Raw genomic sequence first — 14,655 nt, 5'->3', positions numbered from 1 at the left:
CAACCGTTTTTACAACCACGGTCAGGTTATTTGATTTTTCTGACGCAGGGTACTTGTTGTATTCTGGCTTTCAAACTATAATATTTTCAAGGTTCGGTGCGACTTTCGGCGTGGCGTTTGTTTCGCTTCGCTTCAGGCACTTATTTAATATATCGAACCTGCTTTGCTTTGTCAACTACTTTTTCAAACTATTTTTAGGATTGCTTTTTCGTTTTGTCTAAAATCCTTGCGATACAAGGGTTGTGAGTGTTAAAATTCCTGAGATTTTTGTCATTTTATAGTGGTTCTCGGTTCGCTGAGATAGAAGAACCCCACCCCCAACCCCCTCCCCGCAAGCGAGGAGGGGGCTATGATTTGTCTCATTGAGTAATTAGGGAATGGGAAAGAATTGTTGATAATGTTGAGTGGATATAAATATTAGAAGATGATATGAAGAGTTCAGTGGCTGTACTACCACCGTTTTTGGTGCTGGATCAATTGTTGCAAAGTTGGTTGTTGGAGGATATTGGTAGGGGAGATCGGACTACTCAATCTTTATTATCCCCAAATTCCGCCAGAGGACAAGCTAAGTGGATAGCGAAAGCACCGGGGATAATTGCGGGTTTACCTGTTGCGGCTAGGGTGTTTCAGCTTTTGAATAATCAAGTTGATTTTGTCAATGTTACCGATGAGGGTACACCTTGTGAACCAGGACAGGTGATAGCGGAGATTAATGGTTCACTGGATACGCTGTTAATGGGGGAAAGGGTAGCACTTAATTTGGTGATGCGATTAAGTGGAATTGCGAGTTTAACTAATATATATGTAGAAAAAATTGCTGATTTACCTGCTCAGTTGGTAGATACGCGCAAAACTACACCAGGATTGAGAATTTTGGAAAAGTACGCTAGTGCTTTGGGTGGTGCGATGAATCACCGTATGGGTTTGGATGATGCGGTGATGATTAAGGATAATCATATTGTTGCGGCTGGGGGAATTGGGGAAGCTATTACTCGCATTCGTTCTCAAATTCCTTATCCTCTGACGATTGAGGTGGAGACGGAAAATTTAGCGCAGGTGCGGGAAGCTTTACAGTACAAAGCCGATATTATTATGTTGGATAATATGCCTTTGTCTATGATGAGTGAGGCTGTATTATTGATTCGTGATGAAGATGATCGGGTGAAAATTGAGGCTTCCGGAAATGTAACCTTGGAGACTGTTCGCGCTGTGGCGAAAACTGGTGTAGATTATATTTCTACTAGTGCGCCTGTTACTCAGTGTAAGTGGTTAGATTTGAGTATGAGGATGCTTTAGTAGTGAAATTTATGAATTATGTTTCGCGCAAAGATGCAAAGGAGCAAAGACGCAAAGGTTGAGATTTTAAATTTGCTGCTTTTAGATTTTAGTTCAGAAATTTAGAAATTCTCTCGACAGCAGTTTCTAAGATTTCTGGTTTCTGTACTAATGCAAAGCGAACGTATCCTTCACCAAATTCACCAAAGCCGACTCCTGGGGAAGCTGCTACACCTGTTTTTTTAACTAATTCGGTACAGAATTCTATGGAATTATGACTCCAGTGGGGGGGTAATTTTGCCCAAATGTACATTGTGGCTTGGGGGGTGGGAACGTTCCAGCCTATGTTGTGTAAAGCTTTGATGAAGGTGTCACGGCGTTGGCGGAAAATATCAACGGCAGATTTTACACCATCTTGGGGTCCGGTAAGAGCAGCGATCGCTCCGTTCAAAATTCCCAAATATTGGTTAAAATCAACGGTGGCTTTGATTTGCTTGAGGGCTTGAATTAATTGCGGATTCCCAATTGCATAACCAATGCGGAAACCGCCCATGTTATAGGACTTTGATAGGGTGAAGAATTCTATAGAGACGCTTTTTTCGGGGTCAGCTTGCAAAATTGAAGGAACAGGGGATTTTGGATTTTGGGTTTCTTCTGCGAAAACTAAGTCTACGTAGGGGAAATCGTGAACGAGAACTATATTATGTTGTTGACAAAAGGCTACGGCTTCTTGAAAGAAGGATAACGGGGCGATCGCACTGGTAGGATTATGGGGATAGCTTAATACCATTAACCGCGACTGGGCTAAAATTGTGGCGGGAATATCACTTAAAACTGGTAAAAAGTTATTTTCTGGTTTTAATGGCATGGGGTAAATTTGACCACCAGCCAAGTATACTCCCCCGGCATGGGAAGGATAACCAGGATCTAATAATAGGGCAAAATCGCCGGGATTAAGCACGGCTAATGGTAAATGGGCTGTCCCTTCTTGAGAACCAATTAGGGGTAAGACTTCCGTTTCTGGGTCAACTGGGATACCGAACTTTTGCTCATACCATTGGGCTGCGGCTTGACGGAAATTTTGTGTACCACGAAATAATAAGTAGCCGTGGGTGCTAGGATCATGGAGAGATTGTGCGATCGCTTCAATAACGTGATTCTCGGTAGGTAAGTCTGAAGAACCTAACGATAAATCAATTAATTCTCTTCCAGCAGCCAAAGCAATGGACTTGGCTGTGTCCATATCGGCAAATACGTTGGATTTTAAGGGTTGTAACCGGGTGGCAAATTGCATTTTAATGATTATTTATTGGTCATTAGTCATGAGTGAGTGATCATAAACTATGGAGTTTTGATCACTGACGGGTAACTAATTATTATTTAAATGCTTTTCCAAAAAACTGAGTAATTTATCTTTACCAATTACTCCTTCAGTAGATTCTAATACTGTTTCTCCTCTTAGTAACCTAAGAGCGGGAAGACCTTCTACCCGATATTCCTTGACAGTGAGTGGATTAGGGTCAGCTTCTATTTTAACAATTTTTAGGCGATCGCCATAAGTTGTTGCAGCCAAGTTAATCAGTGGTGACATCAATTGACAAGGACCACACCAGGAAGCCCAAAAATATACCAACACAGGCTGCTCGGCTTTTAACACTTCTGTTTCAAACTCAGCATCAGTGATAGTGATTACACCCTTGTTCATCATAGTCTCCATAAAGTAGCATAAATTAATCAAGTTGGTTCACAAAATACTCTATCTCAATCTGAGAGTCAGTTGTGATCTGATTTTGGATTTTAAATTATAAAATACTTACTATATAATCTTTTCATCTGGTAATTTATCACAATCATTCGGAAAAATGAAGTAAAATCCCACAATCAAATGTGTGGGATTAACTGAATTGAATTATCTGCAAAAACTACAGATTATCCAATTGTTTGCGTAGAGCCTCCAATTCAGCATCAACTGGTTCAGCAGGTTTAGCTGTACTGGTGGGTTGTGCTGGGGTTGTGGTGCTGGGTTGTTCTGGTGTTAGTAGTTTTGGCTCTGGTGCAGGTGCGAGAGATGCTTTCAAAGCAGCCAATTCATCATCAACATCACTACCAGATTCTAATTTTGCAAATTGGCTTTCTAAATCTGAACCTACTAATTCTGCGGTAGACTGAGCGCGAGATTCTTGAAGTAATACCTTTTCTTCCATGCGCTCAAAAGCAGACATGGCACTGCTGGTATTCATCCCACTAACCATATTTCCCAATTGCTCTTGGGCTTTGGCCGCAGTAATCCGGGCTTTGAGCATTTCTTTCTTGGTTTTGGCTTCAGAAATTTTGCTCTCTAGCTGGATTAAACTCTTCTTGAGGCCTTCTACCTGAACAGTTTGCTGATCTAAGCTAGTTTTTAATGCCGTAGCGGTATCAGTATAGGTTTTCTTGCGCTCTAATGCTTGACGGGCTAGGCTTTCATCACCTTTTTGCAGGGCGAGTTGGGCGTTACGTTGCCACTTATTAATTTCGTTTTGTCCTTCATTATACTGTTTTTCAGTCCGTTTTTGGGCGGCTATTGCTTGAGCCACCCCTTGACGCAACTTCACCATGTCCTCTTGCATTTCCAAGAGGGCTTGTTCCAGCATTTTTTCTGGATCTTCGGCTTTACTGACTAAATCGTTTAGGTTAGCACCAACTACTCGTTTAAGGCGATCAAATAATCCCATAAATTTATTTTTCCTTTAGAGGTTTACGCTCTTGGTTAGATAGTTAGCTTTTTTTACTATATTAATAGCTACCTATGCCAATGTAGTCTTTCCAGTCTGGATTACTATCTTTTTTTCTATTCTGAATCATCAACCTATCAATTATCTATATTAACCAGGGAAAGTTATGGTTCGGGTGTTTTGGGTAAATTATAATCTGGCTGTGGATTTTTTCCTTGATCTAGTATATGAGTTTTCATTGCTGCCAGTTCTGTATCAATATCATTATAAGAATCTAAGGATGCAAATCTTTTTTCTAGATCATCACCACCCAGTGTACTAGCAACTTCTGATTGTGCTTCTATCTGTAAAACTTTTTCTTCCATTCGTTCTAATGCACCTAAGCTAGATGTGGCAGAAGCTCCAGTTAACATTTCCTGAAGGCAATAAGAAGCTTCGGCCGAACGTGCGCGAGCGATATACATATCTTTTTTGGTTTTCACTTCAGCCAGTTTTAACTCCAAAGTCCGCATATCTTGCTTCAATTTGGCGACTACCTCTTTTTGCTGCTGAATTTGGCTGATTAAGGTTGTTGCCGTTTCTTGGTAGAATTTGCGTTTGGTGAGAGCTTCCCGTGCGAGAGACTCATTACCCTGTTGGAGGGCTAATTGGGCGCGACGATACCATTCTTCAGATTGGGATTCCCCAGCCGCTGCTTGGCGTTCTGTGCGCTTTTGGGTGGCGATCGCTTGAGCTACTCCTTGACGCAATTGTACCAAATTTTCTTGCATTTCCATGAAAGCTTTTTCCAGAATCTTTTCTGGATCTTCTGCATTGCTGACTAGACTATTGAAATTAGCGCGAATCACCCGCAGAATACGGTTAATAACTTCCATGTTGGCTCTACCTTGACCATTTACCGGACTTTGAGGATTGCTATATTGCCATCCTAAATCATCTCAACATTTTTTATTATGGCTGCTGTAAGCGTCCTTTGATCCCTTTTGCTTCTAAATCCTGTAATCTGCGCTTAATCTCATCCTGAGTTTTCAGAGCGCCTAAATAAATAAATTTTTTGTTTGGTGATAAATAAGCATCAGGAACTACTTGCTTTGCTGCTGTTAAAGCTTTATCACCTTGATTATCAGCAATTACATAATAGTAGCCGTCTGCTGAGGGTTTCACATCTTCTGTAAGGGGTGATGCGGTGACTGTAGGCTTTGGTAGAGGTGTGGAAAGAGTAGAAAGAGGGGAAAGAGTGGGTAATGGAGTTATAGGAGTTATAGGAGTTATGGGGGGTTGAATAGCTAGGGGACTGGGAACGATTTGGGGAGTAGGTTTAATTTTTGGTGTTAAATCTACGATATCTTTAGGATCTCTGACTTGTCGAAATTCTTGGGTAGCTAAATTAGGATATTTGGCTATAGGGGTGATTTTGGGTTCGGTAGTTGGTGGAGAATTATTTTCTATTACTCCGGTGTTTTCCGCAGTGGGTGATGAATTACTATCAAATAAGTTGGTGAAATTCAATTTAGATAAATTTTTGGGATTTAAGACTACATAGCCTAAAGTTAAACTTGCTAATAATAGCAACAGAATTGAACCAATACCCATAGGTGATAGCACACTGTTACGGGAATTAAGAGGATTAGGAGTTTCAGTTTGTGGTGTTTCGGCTGTCAAACTTCGCAATAATGCTTCACTAGATTCTAAATAATCATCTGGTTGTTTGGGAGTATCGTTTGTGGTGAGGAGGGTTTGGTTTTCAACAGATTGGATTTTGGTGGGAACTATACTGCTACTAGATTTTTCTAAATTTGGAGGAGTAGGGGTTTCCTCTACTTCTGAAATAGCAAATTCCTGGGGAAAATTAATTGCTTCAGTCTCTCTCGTCAACAACGGATTTTCTGGGGGAATGACTATGGGAGGAACTGCTGGTAGTTGAATGTCGTTCAACAAGGCTGTTTTTTTAGGTCTAGTGTAACTTTCTACACTTCCCGATGTTTGTTGTCTGGAGTTTTTGCGTGTGCGTCTGTATCTGGTTAATTCTTGATCTAATTGTACTTCTAAACTAGCCAGTGCTGTAGTCAGGGCAGGGTTTAAGCTTGGGGTTTGAGAGGATTTGGCAGAATCTATAAGAGGATTTTGATTCATTGTTTAAGATGGAGTCAGGTAGATGATTAAATTAATTTTCAATATACTAGCGAAAATTGTTGGTCAGGATTCAGCTATTTTACTTAAGTTACTGGTTAGAAGTATAGCTGACAATACGCTTCTCTTGCCTATTCCCTAACTAGCAATTTCAGCTTGTAATGCATTCAAATTGCACAATTTGGACAGTTTGGACAGTTTGCACAGGCAAGATCCCCATCCCACAATAGTTAAAATAGTAAAACTATTCACAAAATATGTCTTTTAAGTCAATTGATCAGGTTTTAGGGAATATTCAACGTTCACCACAATGGCAAGAACAAGTATTTCTACGTTTGCTGAAGTGTTGGGTGGAAGTTGTGGGGACTCCAATTGCTGCTCAAACTCGTCCTTTGTCAATTCAGCGTGATGTAGTGTGGGTAGCAACTTCTAGTGCTGCTTGGGCGCAAAATTTGACTTTTGGACGGAAAACTATCTTGGTAAAATTAAATGATAAACTGTCCACGTCTTTGGTAGATATTCGCTTTTCGACAGCGGAGTGGAAAAGTTCATCAACGACGGCAACAGAACCAACTGTTTCAGCCTCGGAACATCCTAGTTATGTGGCTGATGATTTGACTGGTGAGAGGTTAGTAAAATCCAACATTGACAATGCTTTGGGTGGTTTTGAGAATTGGGCTAAAAAGATGCAAGAGCGATCGCATCATCTACCTTTATGTCCCCAATGTCAATGTCCCACTCCACCAGGTGAACTTAAACGCTGGGATGTTTGTTCTCTCTGCTGCTCTAAGCTGTGAAGGTAGATTCTAAGCCCTGATTGTAAATATTTAAATAATGGAAAATATCAAAAATAAAATATATTTTTATGACAAAATGATGATTTTTTATATTACTAATAGCGATCTATTATTACTTATAAATAACAAAATCCCCAACTTTTTGCATAATTCTCTGCCATTACTATTGGATAAATAAACGAAATCACGTCTTTTTAGCCAAGGAAGAATTAGGAATAAGCTGGGGATATGAAAAGTGATGCCCATGAAATAATTATGTTTTTAGAGGTGATGCAAGATTAGATAAATATGCTGGAATGAATATATTCAATTGTTTAAACTGTAAATTTAGCCTCCCGCAAGTTTGCGCTTTCAAGAAGAGTATCATTTAAAATCGCACCTTGTAAACTAGCTAAATATAGATTAGCTCGTTGTAGATTAGCGCCGGCAAGGTTAGCTTTATCGAGGTTTGCAGCACTGAGAATTGCACCAGATAGGTTAGCAAGATTGAGGTTTGCACCTTCTAAGTTAGCAGCAGTGAGAATAGCTCCCTCTAGGTTAGCATTAGCAAGATTAACCCCAGAAAGATTAGCTTGATAAAGGTTTATTTGTTTGAGATTAGCTCCCTGCAAATTGATACCTCTTAAATCTGTGTAACTTAAATCAATTTGCTCATCTTCGGGGTCTTTTGTGGTGTCTCTTCTGGCAATAACAGTAATAGCTGCTTGAATAAATGGGCTAATTTTATCTGCCGAGTTATTGGTGATTTTTTGCTTGGTAGCAGGAACAGTATTATTTCTGACAAGATTGGTGAGCATATTCATAATTACCCAATGATATTGGGGATTAATATCAGCAATATGCTCTAAATCGTGAATTGTATCTATGTTTGTATTCATAGGATATTGCTCTAGTTGTTCGATTACTTTTGCTAAATAATTTTTAGGATCTTGATATTGTTGAGTGTGTTTGCTTTTTTGCTGAATTTCAATAATCTTAGGACTGATTTTATTTTCCAAAATACTGTTAATATGAGTATTTATTTTGTTAAGAAAATGACGGGCAATAAAAAATACTTTCAACATAATGGAAATACTGTCTTTTGTGATTGTTTAATTTGAATATGTGAGTTATGATACTAATCAACATAAAATTAATCTACATTTCCATAAGTTCGTGGGATTTTTCCAGTAGACATTAACTATATGCTGACTCCTGTTTATTAATACGTAATCATTAATCAAAATCCTGATAATATTGCATCAGCATTCAGGGGAAGGTAAAGAAACCAAAAATAACCCCCAAAAATAATCAGGGGGTTTTTGTTTTTTGCTCTCTACTTCCTGTTTATGAAACTGGACTTGTACAAAAATTTTAAATTTTAATTCATTTTGGATCTATGCAATGCCGAAACTCACAGCAAAAACCGGACTAATACATATATAGCCAAAGTCACAAGTTGTAATAACATTGTGGGAATACCGTAGTGTAAAAAAGTCTTGAAAGAAATCCTTTTTCCATGCTGTTCAGAAATCCCAGCAGCAACAATATTAGAAGACGCACCGACGAGAGTACCATTACCTCCTAATGTTGCACCAAACATCATGGCGTAAAACAGTGGTAAAACTTCTGGGGGAAACTGTCCTTGATAATTTTGTGCTAAAACTTCTACTGGTGCTAATCCAACACTAACAAGATACTGTTTTAGCAAAGGAACCATCGCTACAACTAAAGGAATATTAGGAACAACGCTAGATAATATGCCCACAAAAAATAACAAAAATAGAGAACCTAGTAAAATATTTGTTCCCAAAATAGTTGCTAATACTGCTGATAAACCTTTAATCACACCTGTTTTATCTAATCCTCCAATTAATACAAAAATGCTCATGAAAAAGATTAATGTACTCCAATCTATATCCCGCAAGATGTTGTTAACAGTATCAATTCTGCTATGGTGAGATAGCAATAAAGCTAAAGCAGCACCTAACAAAGCTACCGCAGCAGGTGATACAGGTACAGGTAAAGATTCACCAATGACAAAAAATAACAACACAAAAGCTACTATTACTGCACCCACCATTAAAACTCTCGGATGATTTATTTGTGGATGTGGTAATTCTGTGAGATTATCTAATTTTGTATTCCAAATTTTGCGAAATAAAATTGGTAGTGTCACCACCACAGCAATAATAGCAATTACTCCTCCTAAACTCAGTTGCCATAAATAATCTGTAAAGCTAATATTAATAGCATCGCCAACAATAAAAGTGGCTGGATCTCCTACTAATGTTAATAATCCTGCACTATTAGCAATTAACACCATGAGAATTAGTAAAGGGACAAAATTTACCCCTACTTCTTGTGCCATTGGTGGAATTAATGGTGCTAATAGCATGACTGTGGTAGCGTTAGGTAACACTGCACAAATGGGGGTGACTATCCCTACAATCCCAAGCAATAATCTCTTCCCATCACCTTGAGCGAGAATGACAATTTGGGTTGCTAAATAAGCAAATATATTAGTTGGTTCAAATGCCCTCACTAATATCATTACGCCAAAAAATAGCCCTAGTGTTCCATGACTATTGCCGATATAAACAACAGCTTCTGGCAAAGTCATGATGTTAGTAAAAACGAGTAATAATGCTCCCAATAAAGCGGCAATTGTTAGATGTAACCATTCGGTCATGATTAAAACAATTACAGATACAAATATGATGACACTTAAAATAGCTTGCCAGTTTTCCATCGTATCACCCTGAAAATATTATTGTTTGGATAGCAAGGAAAAAGCCACTTAAAGTATAAGTGACTCTTTGATGATTTGAATTTAATGACAAATCACTGCAATTGAAAATAGGAATTATTCGTCAATGCAATTGGGAATACCTAAAACTGCACAAGGAAAATTATGACCTAGTGTTTCAATCAGAGGATGATTGGTAGATGTGCAGCCTAAAAATAGGATATCAGCAGCTTCTAATTGAACAACCTTCTTAAGTTCTTTGGCAATGTTGCCAAACCGCAAATGTGATTTAAAAGAACCTTGCCATTCTTCAGCTAGAGTTTTTGCTTGCCAAATAATTCTATCTGCTTCCTTGAGAGAAGTTCTCGATTCTCTTTCTAACTGCGGTAAAATTGCTGTTCCTTTTGGTTGATTTAATCGCAAGGTGATTGGCTTTGATATCTGGCTTAATTGGCATTCTAATTGAGCTTGATTATCAGCAATATTGAATATATCAAGAGACTGATGATTGTAATTTTCTGCTACTACATAAACGGCTTGAACTGTAACTTGAGAGTTAGTAGCTAAACTCGTTTGGTGGGCAATCCAACAGGCAATATCTAGGGCTGTATGACTTCGAGGTGAACCATTATAGGCAACAATTAAGTTAGCTGATTTTGCCTGGGAAACTCTTTGAGAAAATGATTTTTGAGCTTCTGGTAATAATACCATTTGTTCAATTAGGTCATCACGACCTATAGCACTTTGCAACCGTGCTAACATTGTTTTAATTTTCACAGTTTTAACTTCTCTCCCTTGAAACGATTAACCAACGAGAAGCAGGGATAACAATTTTAGATATTAGATTTATCTTAAATCCAAAATCCGCAATCTAAAATTGATTAAGGAAGCCCCAATTATAACTGGTATTACAACCAAAGTTTTGGAGGTTCCTTCCATTGCCGACGGAGTTAGCTGACGGGCTAAGACTGGAAGGTGTCTCTCATAAGATTAGCCCCAAATACTTGGTTCCTCCGCTTCAAATTCAGCTTTCATGAATTTGGATTAGGCTACCCACTAAAAATATAGTAATACTATTACACTAGGTTTAGATAAAGTCAAGTTTAAGAATATTGAGGATACGCTTGTAGTGAGCAGCTTAATTACTGATTTCCCCTATTTTCCCTAATATTTAATGATTTAAATTACTTTAACCTAGTAATAATTCAGAAGTCAGAATCTAGCCATAATTCATTGTTAAACTATGTTTAATGGCTATTTACTAAAGTTTAGGAAAAATTAACTTCTGGTTTTATACCTCTGCTACTGTATTCATCATACTTATTAGTTGTTGATGTTAAGCATATCATTAGCTAGTGTTTGTTCACAATGCTAATTTCTGGAGAATAATTAGCATTTTTTAGCACTTCGTTTACTGCTACCTTGATATATGCGGATTTAATTTCGCGCAAAGACGTAAAATTATTATGAGCGTCTTTATCTGAAATCAATAATCATCAATTTAGTAAACCTCGTTTTTTTAATTTAGCTAGTGCGTCTTCAGCAGCAGCTTTTTCTGCATCTTTTTTATTACGTCCTTTTCCTTCACCGTATTCTTTACCATCAATTAATACTTTAGCAATGAATTCTGGCGCGTGAGATGGTCCACCGATGTGTTCTGTCACATATTTAGGGGGATTTGGGGTAATTTCTTTTTGTACCCATTCTTGAAGACGGTTTTTGGAGTCTACATTTGAGCGAGCTTCAACAATGTGTTCTGATGCGGAATCAAATAATGGTTCAACAATAGCGCGAACTGGTTCAACATTACAATTATTATCTAAATAATAAGCACCAATTACAGCTTCAAAGGTGCAACTGAGTAAGTTAGGGTTTTGAAAACCTCCATCTCTAATTGTCCCTTTTCCTAATCTCATTCTGAAGTCTAAACCTACTTCAAGAGCGAATTTTGCTAGTTGTTTTTCTTCTACTAATGCGGAACGGCGACGAGTTAATTCGTCTTCTCCTTTTTCGGGGTGACGACGATAAAGATATTGTCCACTGATAAAATTGAGAATAGCATCACCAAGAAATTCTAAGCGTTCGTTATGTTCTCCTTCTCCGGGGTTTTCGTTGACGTAAGAACGGTGGGTGAGTGCTTGACGGAGAAGTTTTTCGTTATTAAATGTGAGTAGTTTGTGCATTTGTTTTCTAGATTAACTATGTTCAAAATGAAAAAAACCGCAAGGTGCGGTAGTTTTGGTAAAATCCAGTTTATTTAACTAGGTTTTAAAGGCTATATCAGGCTGCTAATTCATTTAACTTGATTAAAAATAATTCCTGATTTTGCCTTTGGATTTTACCTGAATTTACAGCAGCATCAACAAATTTAGTAAAGTTCTTAAATTTCTTACCACTGGGTGTAGAGATAGAAGAAATACCTTGATATTTCGGGTAAAGCTGACGCATCAATCTATCAATATAGCTGTAATTTGTAGGTTTACCTTGGCTTATTGTCTGCTTGACAGTTTCAATCAAACATCCTAAAGCTTCATTGTAACTAATTTGAGGATTAATGACAGTAGTTTGAGGTTGAGTTTTTTTTCCAACTAACTGAGGTAATTCATCTATAAAGTGAAATTCATTAGCAACATCTTTCAAACTCTTTTTAAGATTGCCTTTTCTAGCAAATATTATGACATATTTACTTTTGTCTCGGACAACTTTAACCAAATTAGCAAAATCACCATCTCCTGAGACCAAAATAACCACATCTGGTGCATTATTCTGGCAAATATCATCAATTACGTCAGATTTAAGTTGATTATCTACACTATTCTTTAATGAACAGGTAACATCTAGCATTTGATAACCGATATTTTCGTAACTGGACTTGATTCCAGATAGATTGTCAACTAATGAATTATAATATATTTTTTTTGTAATCAAACGACCTTTTGATTCAGCCAACTCTAGTAGTTCTGTTGATAACTCAGAATTTAAATGAACATTCTGAAAATCGCAATAGATGGAAACTTTCAATTGTTGCTGTTTAGCTTTTTCAGTTGTTTGTAAAGAAGAAACTGTCATTTGATTAATTCCTTGATTTCTTGAATTAAAATCAACAGGTTAAATCACATATCTGTTATAGCGGTATGTATTTAAATGAGCTAGATCATAGTTCCTTCCCAATTTCCAGGACGAGTTTTTGTATCTGACTCAAGAGAGAACCGCTATAGTGACAAAGCAATGTGGAAAAGAAAACCAAGAAATCGGCTTTCCCTCATTGAGCTTCGCTGTTTTAATCAGTTTCAGTCTTAGTAACAGAACTATTTTCTGATAAATCTTGCATTATATCTTTGTCTGAATATTCATTCGGGAATAAATATCCAAACAAAGACATAATGCAGGACTTGTCAAAAAGTAATACTACTGCTAAGACAATCACCGAAGCTTACGCATTAGAGCATTGCTTGATATTGTAATTATTTAGCTGTCTTATTTATAACTCTACGCTGCAATTTTAAAACTGTCAATACTCCTGCTTATAAAATAATTTGTTGGGTTTTGTGCCATTGCTTGGCAACGCTGACGTGAACAATCCAACCCATGAACCAATCAAGTCCTTTTTCAATTTGGCGAATGTATTATTAATGATTATGTTGATCGTAAACAGACCGATATTGTAAGGGTTTAGCAGTGCTAAACCCCTACGAGAGATATGGGTTTTACTTCTGGCATTTGCTATTAAGTTTTATTAAGTTAAATCAAGCAACCTTAAGACCTGTATAGATAGACGTATCAAGGGGAATCGGAGGATGGTAAGCTAAATGGTGACATATAAAAGTGACTTAGGACGAAGTGTTAAATGGGTGTTTCCTCAACGGCTCCTCTCCTCCTTCGGGCTGCTCGTGGTGAACAGGTAGATCGTCCCCCTGTATGGATGATGCGACAAGCGGGACGCTACATGAAAGCTTATCGGGATTTGCGGGAAAAATATCCTTCATTCCGCGATCGCTCAGAAATTCCTGAAGTAGCCATCGAAGTTTCCCTCCAACCCTGGAGAGCTTTCCAACCCGACGGAGTAATTTTATTTTCCGATATTGTCACTCCCTTACCAGGAATGGGGATTGACATGGATATTGCGGAAGGGAAGGGACCGATTATTTATTCGCCCATACGTACTCAAGAACAAATTGAACAACTGCGTCCCTTAGATCCAGAAGCAGCACTGCCGTTTATCAGAACGATTTTGCAAGCATTACGGCAGGAAGTAGGTACTCAATCAACGGTGTTAGGCTTTGTCGGCGCACCTTGGACGTTAGCGGCTTATGCGGTGGAAGGTAAAGGTTCTAAAACCTATTCCATCATCAAAAATATGGCCTTCTCAGATCCGACGATTCTCCATCAGCTACTCACTAAATTAGCTGATTCTATCGCTGATTATGTGCGCTATCAAATTGATTGTGGCGCTCAAGTAGTGCAAATGTTTGATTCTTGGGCGGGACAATTAAGCCCTCAAGATTATGATACCTTTGCTCTACCTTATCAAAAAATGGTGTTTGATAAAGTTAAGGCAACTCATCCTGACACACCATTAATTTTGTTGGTGACAGGTAGTGCCGGACTTTTAGAAAGAATGCCTGCTTCTGGTGCAGATATCATTACTGTAGACTGGGCAGTAGATATGGCAGATGCCAGAGCTAGATTAGGTAAGCACGTAAAAGTACAGGGTAATCTTGATCCGGGTGTGTTATTTGGTTCTAAGGAATTTATCCGCGATCGCGTTTTGGATACAGTTCGCAAAGCCGGCAACTGGGGACATATCCTCAATCTCGGTCATGGTGTATTACCAGAAACACCAGAGGAAAACGTTGCTTTCTTCTTTGAAACCGCAAAGCAACTCAACGCTTTGGTTTAGTCAGTTGGGTGGGCAATGCCCACCTGATTCTTAATTAAATAGGACTTACCCATCGGCATTTAAACATGATTTTTCGCCGATTTTTGAGCAAGCTACAGGAAGCATTATGAT

At 38.2% G+C, this 14,655-nt stretch carries 13 protein-coding genes and 1 riboswitch; of the genes, 3 read left to right on the top strand and 10 right to left on the bottom strand.

The window, feature by feature from the left end; all coding sequences use genetic code 11:
* Window positions 1-429: 429 nt before the first annotated feature.
* A complete protein-coding gene (gene nadC / locus FJR11_RS01325; protein WP_168501920.1) occupies window positions 430-1,296 on the top strand; it encodes a carboxylating nicotinate-nucleotide diphosphorylase in 867 nt (288 codons plus the stop codon).
* 88 nt (window positions 1,297-1,384) lie between these two features.
* Here the strand turns inward: nadC and FJR11_RS01320 are convergent, their stop codons facing one another.
* The 5 genes from FJR11_RS01320 to FJR11_RS01300 form a co-directional block, all read right to left on the bottom strand.
* Window positions 1,385-2,569, bottom strand: coding sequence for an LL-diaminopimelate aminotransferase (locus tag FJR11_RS01320; RefSeq protein ID WP_174762877.1), 1,185 nt, complete (start codon window positions 2,567-2,569; stop codon window positions 1,385-1,387).
* A gap of 75 nt (window positions 2,570-2,644) precedes the next feature.
* The gene (locus FJR11_RS01315) at window positions 2,645-2,980 is read right to left on the bottom strand and encodes a co-chaperone YbbN (RefSeq protein WP_168501919.1); all 336 of its coding nucleotides are present in this window, start codon (window positions 2,978-2,980) and stop codon (window positions 2,645-2,647) included.
* Between the two features lie 217 nt (window positions 2,981-3,197).
* A complete protein-coding gene (locus FJR11_RS01310; RefSeq protein WP_168501918.1) occupies window positions 3,198-3,989 on the bottom strand; it encodes a PspA/IM30 family protein in 792 nt (263 codons plus the stop codon).
* Window positions 3,990-4,153: 164 nt separating this feature from the next.
* A complete protein-coding gene (locus FJR11_RS01305; RefSeq protein WP_168501917.1) occupies window positions 4,154-4,864 on the bottom strand; it encodes a PspA/IM30 family protein in 711 nt (236 codons plus the stop codon).
* 76 nt (window positions 4,865-4,940) lie between these two features.
* Complete coding sequence (locus FJR11_RS01300; RefSeq protein ID WP_168501916.1) at window positions 4,941-6,122, bottom strand: hypothetical protein; 1,182 nt, start codon at window positions 6,120-6,122, stop codon at window positions 4,941-4,943.
* 254 nt (window positions 6,123-6,376) lie between these two features.
* Here FJR11_RS01300 and FJR11_RS01295 point away from each other — a divergent pair, with 254 nt between their 5' ends.
* A complete protein-coding gene (locus FJR11_RS01295) occupies window positions 6,377-6,916 on the top strand; it encodes a DUF721 domain-containing protein (protein ID WP_168501915.1) in 540 nt (179 codons plus the stop codon).
* 314 nt (window positions 6,917-7,230) lie between these two features.
* Here the strand turns inward: FJR11_RS01295 and FJR11_RS01290 are convergent, their stop codons facing one another.
* From FJR11_RS01290 to FJR11_RS01270, 5 genes are all read right to left on the bottom strand, one after another.
* Window positions 7,231-7,980 (bottom strand): pentapeptide repeat-containing protein, encoded by a 750-nt coding sequence (locus tag FJR11_RS01290; RefSeq protein WP_168501914.1) that lies wholly within the window; start codon window positions 7,978-7,980, stop codon window positions 7,231-7,233.
* A 329-nt stretch (window positions 7,981-8,309) separates the two neighbouring features.
* Window positions 8,310-9,647, bottom strand: a complete 1,338-nt coding sequence (locus tag FJR11_RS01285; protein ID WP_168501913.1) for an SLC13 family permease — start codon at window positions 9,645-9,647, stop codon at window positions 8,310-8,312.
* Between the two features lie 114 nt (window positions 9,648-9,761).
* Window positions 9,762-10,406, bottom strand: a complete 645-nt coding sequence (locus tag FJR11_RS01280; protein WP_168501931.1) for a universal stress protein — start codon at window positions 10,404-10,406, stop codon at window positions 9,762-9,764.
* 164 nt (window positions 10,407-10,570) lie between these two features.
* Window positions 10,571-10,684: riboswitch (cyclic di-AMP (ydaO/yuaA leader) on the bottom strand.
* Window positions 10,685-11,140: 456 nt separating this feature from the next.
* Complete coding sequence (gene rnc / locus FJR11_RS01275; RefSeq protein WP_168501912.1) at window positions 11,141-11,827, bottom strand: ribonuclease III; 687 nt, start codon at window positions 11,825-11,827, stop codon at window positions 11,141-11,143.
* 97 nt (window positions 11,828-11,924) lie between these two features.
* On the bottom strand, window positions 11,925-12,713 hold the full coding sequence (locus FJR11_RS01270) for an NYN domain-containing protein (protein ID WP_168501911.1): 789 nt from the start codon (window positions 12,711-12,713) through the stop codon (window positions 11,925-11,927).
* Between the two features lie 778 nt (window positions 12,714-13,491).
* On the opposite strand from FJR11_RS01270, the gene hemE reads away from it, so the two are divergent.
* A complete protein-coding gene (gene hemE, locus FJR11_RS01265) occupies window positions 13,492-14,544 on the top strand; it encodes a uroporphyrinogen decarboxylase (protein ID WP_168501910.1) in 1,053 nt (350 codons plus the stop codon).
* The last annotated feature ends 111 nt before the right edge of the window (window positions 14,545-14,655 follow it).

Source organism: Anabaena sp. UHCC 0187, from assembly GCF_009712035.1.
Taxonomy (GTDB): domain Bacteria; phylum Cyanobacteriota; class Cyanobacteriia; order Cyanobacteriales; family Nostocaceae; genus Dolichospermum.
This window is presented reverse-complemented; position numbering and strand designations above follow the sequence as displayed.

Excerpts from the sequence above, each read along its gene's own strand:
- FJR11_RS01305 (WP_168501917.1), bottom strand. The coding sequence starts at position 4,864 with ATGGAAGTTATTAACCGTATTCTGCGGGTGATTCGCGCTAATTTCAAT.
- FJR11_RS01315 (WP_168501919.1), bottom strand. The coding sequence starts at position 2,980 with ATGAACAAGGGTGTAATCACTATCACTGATGCTGAGTTTGAAACAGAA.
- FJR11_RS01280 (WP_168501931.1), bottom strand. The coding sequence starts at position 10,406 with ATGTTAGCACGGTTGCAAAGTGCTATAGGTCGTGATGACCTAATTGAA.
- nadC (WP_168501920.1), top strand. The coding sequence starts at position 430 with ATGAAGAGTTCAGTGGCTGTACTACCACCGTTTTTGGTGCTGGATCAA.
- FJR11_RS01320 (WP_174762877.1), bottom strand. The coding sequence starts at position 2,569 with ATGCAATTTGCCACCCGGTTACAACCCTTAAAATCCAACGTATTTGCC.
- FJR11_RS01295 (WP_168501915.1), top strand. The coding sequence starts at position 6,377 with ATGTCTTTTAAGTCAATTGATCAGGTTTTAGGGAATATTCAACGTTCA.
- rnc (WP_168501912.1), bottom strand. The coding sequence starts at position 11,827 with ATGCACAAACTACTCACATTTAATAACGAAAAACTTCTCCGTCAAGCA.
- hemE (WP_168501910.1), top strand. The coding sequence starts at position 13,492 with ATGGGTGTTTCCTCAACGGCTCCTCTCCTCCTTCGGGCTGCTCGTGGT.
- FJR11_RS01290 (WP_168501914.1), bottom strand. The coding sequence starts at position 7,980 with ATGTTGAAAGTATTTTTTATTGCCCGTCATTTTCTTAACAAAATAAAT.
- FJR11_RS01285 (WP_168501913.1), bottom strand. The coding sequence starts at position 9,647 with ATGGAAAACTGGCAAGCTATTTTAAGTGTCATCATATTTGTATCTGTA.
- FJR11_RS01310 (WP_168501918.1), bottom strand. The coding sequence starts at position 3,989 with ATGGGATTATTTGATCGCCTTAAACGAGTAGTTGGTGCTAACCTAAAC.
- FJR11_RS01300 (WP_168501916.1), bottom strand. The coding sequence starts at position 6,122 with ATGAATCAAAATCCTCTTATAGATTCTGCCAAATCCTCTCAAACCCCA.
- FJR11_RS01270 (WP_168501911.1), bottom strand. The coding sequence starts at position 12,713 with ATGACAGTTTCTTCTTTACAAACAACTGAAAAAGCTAAACAGCAACAA.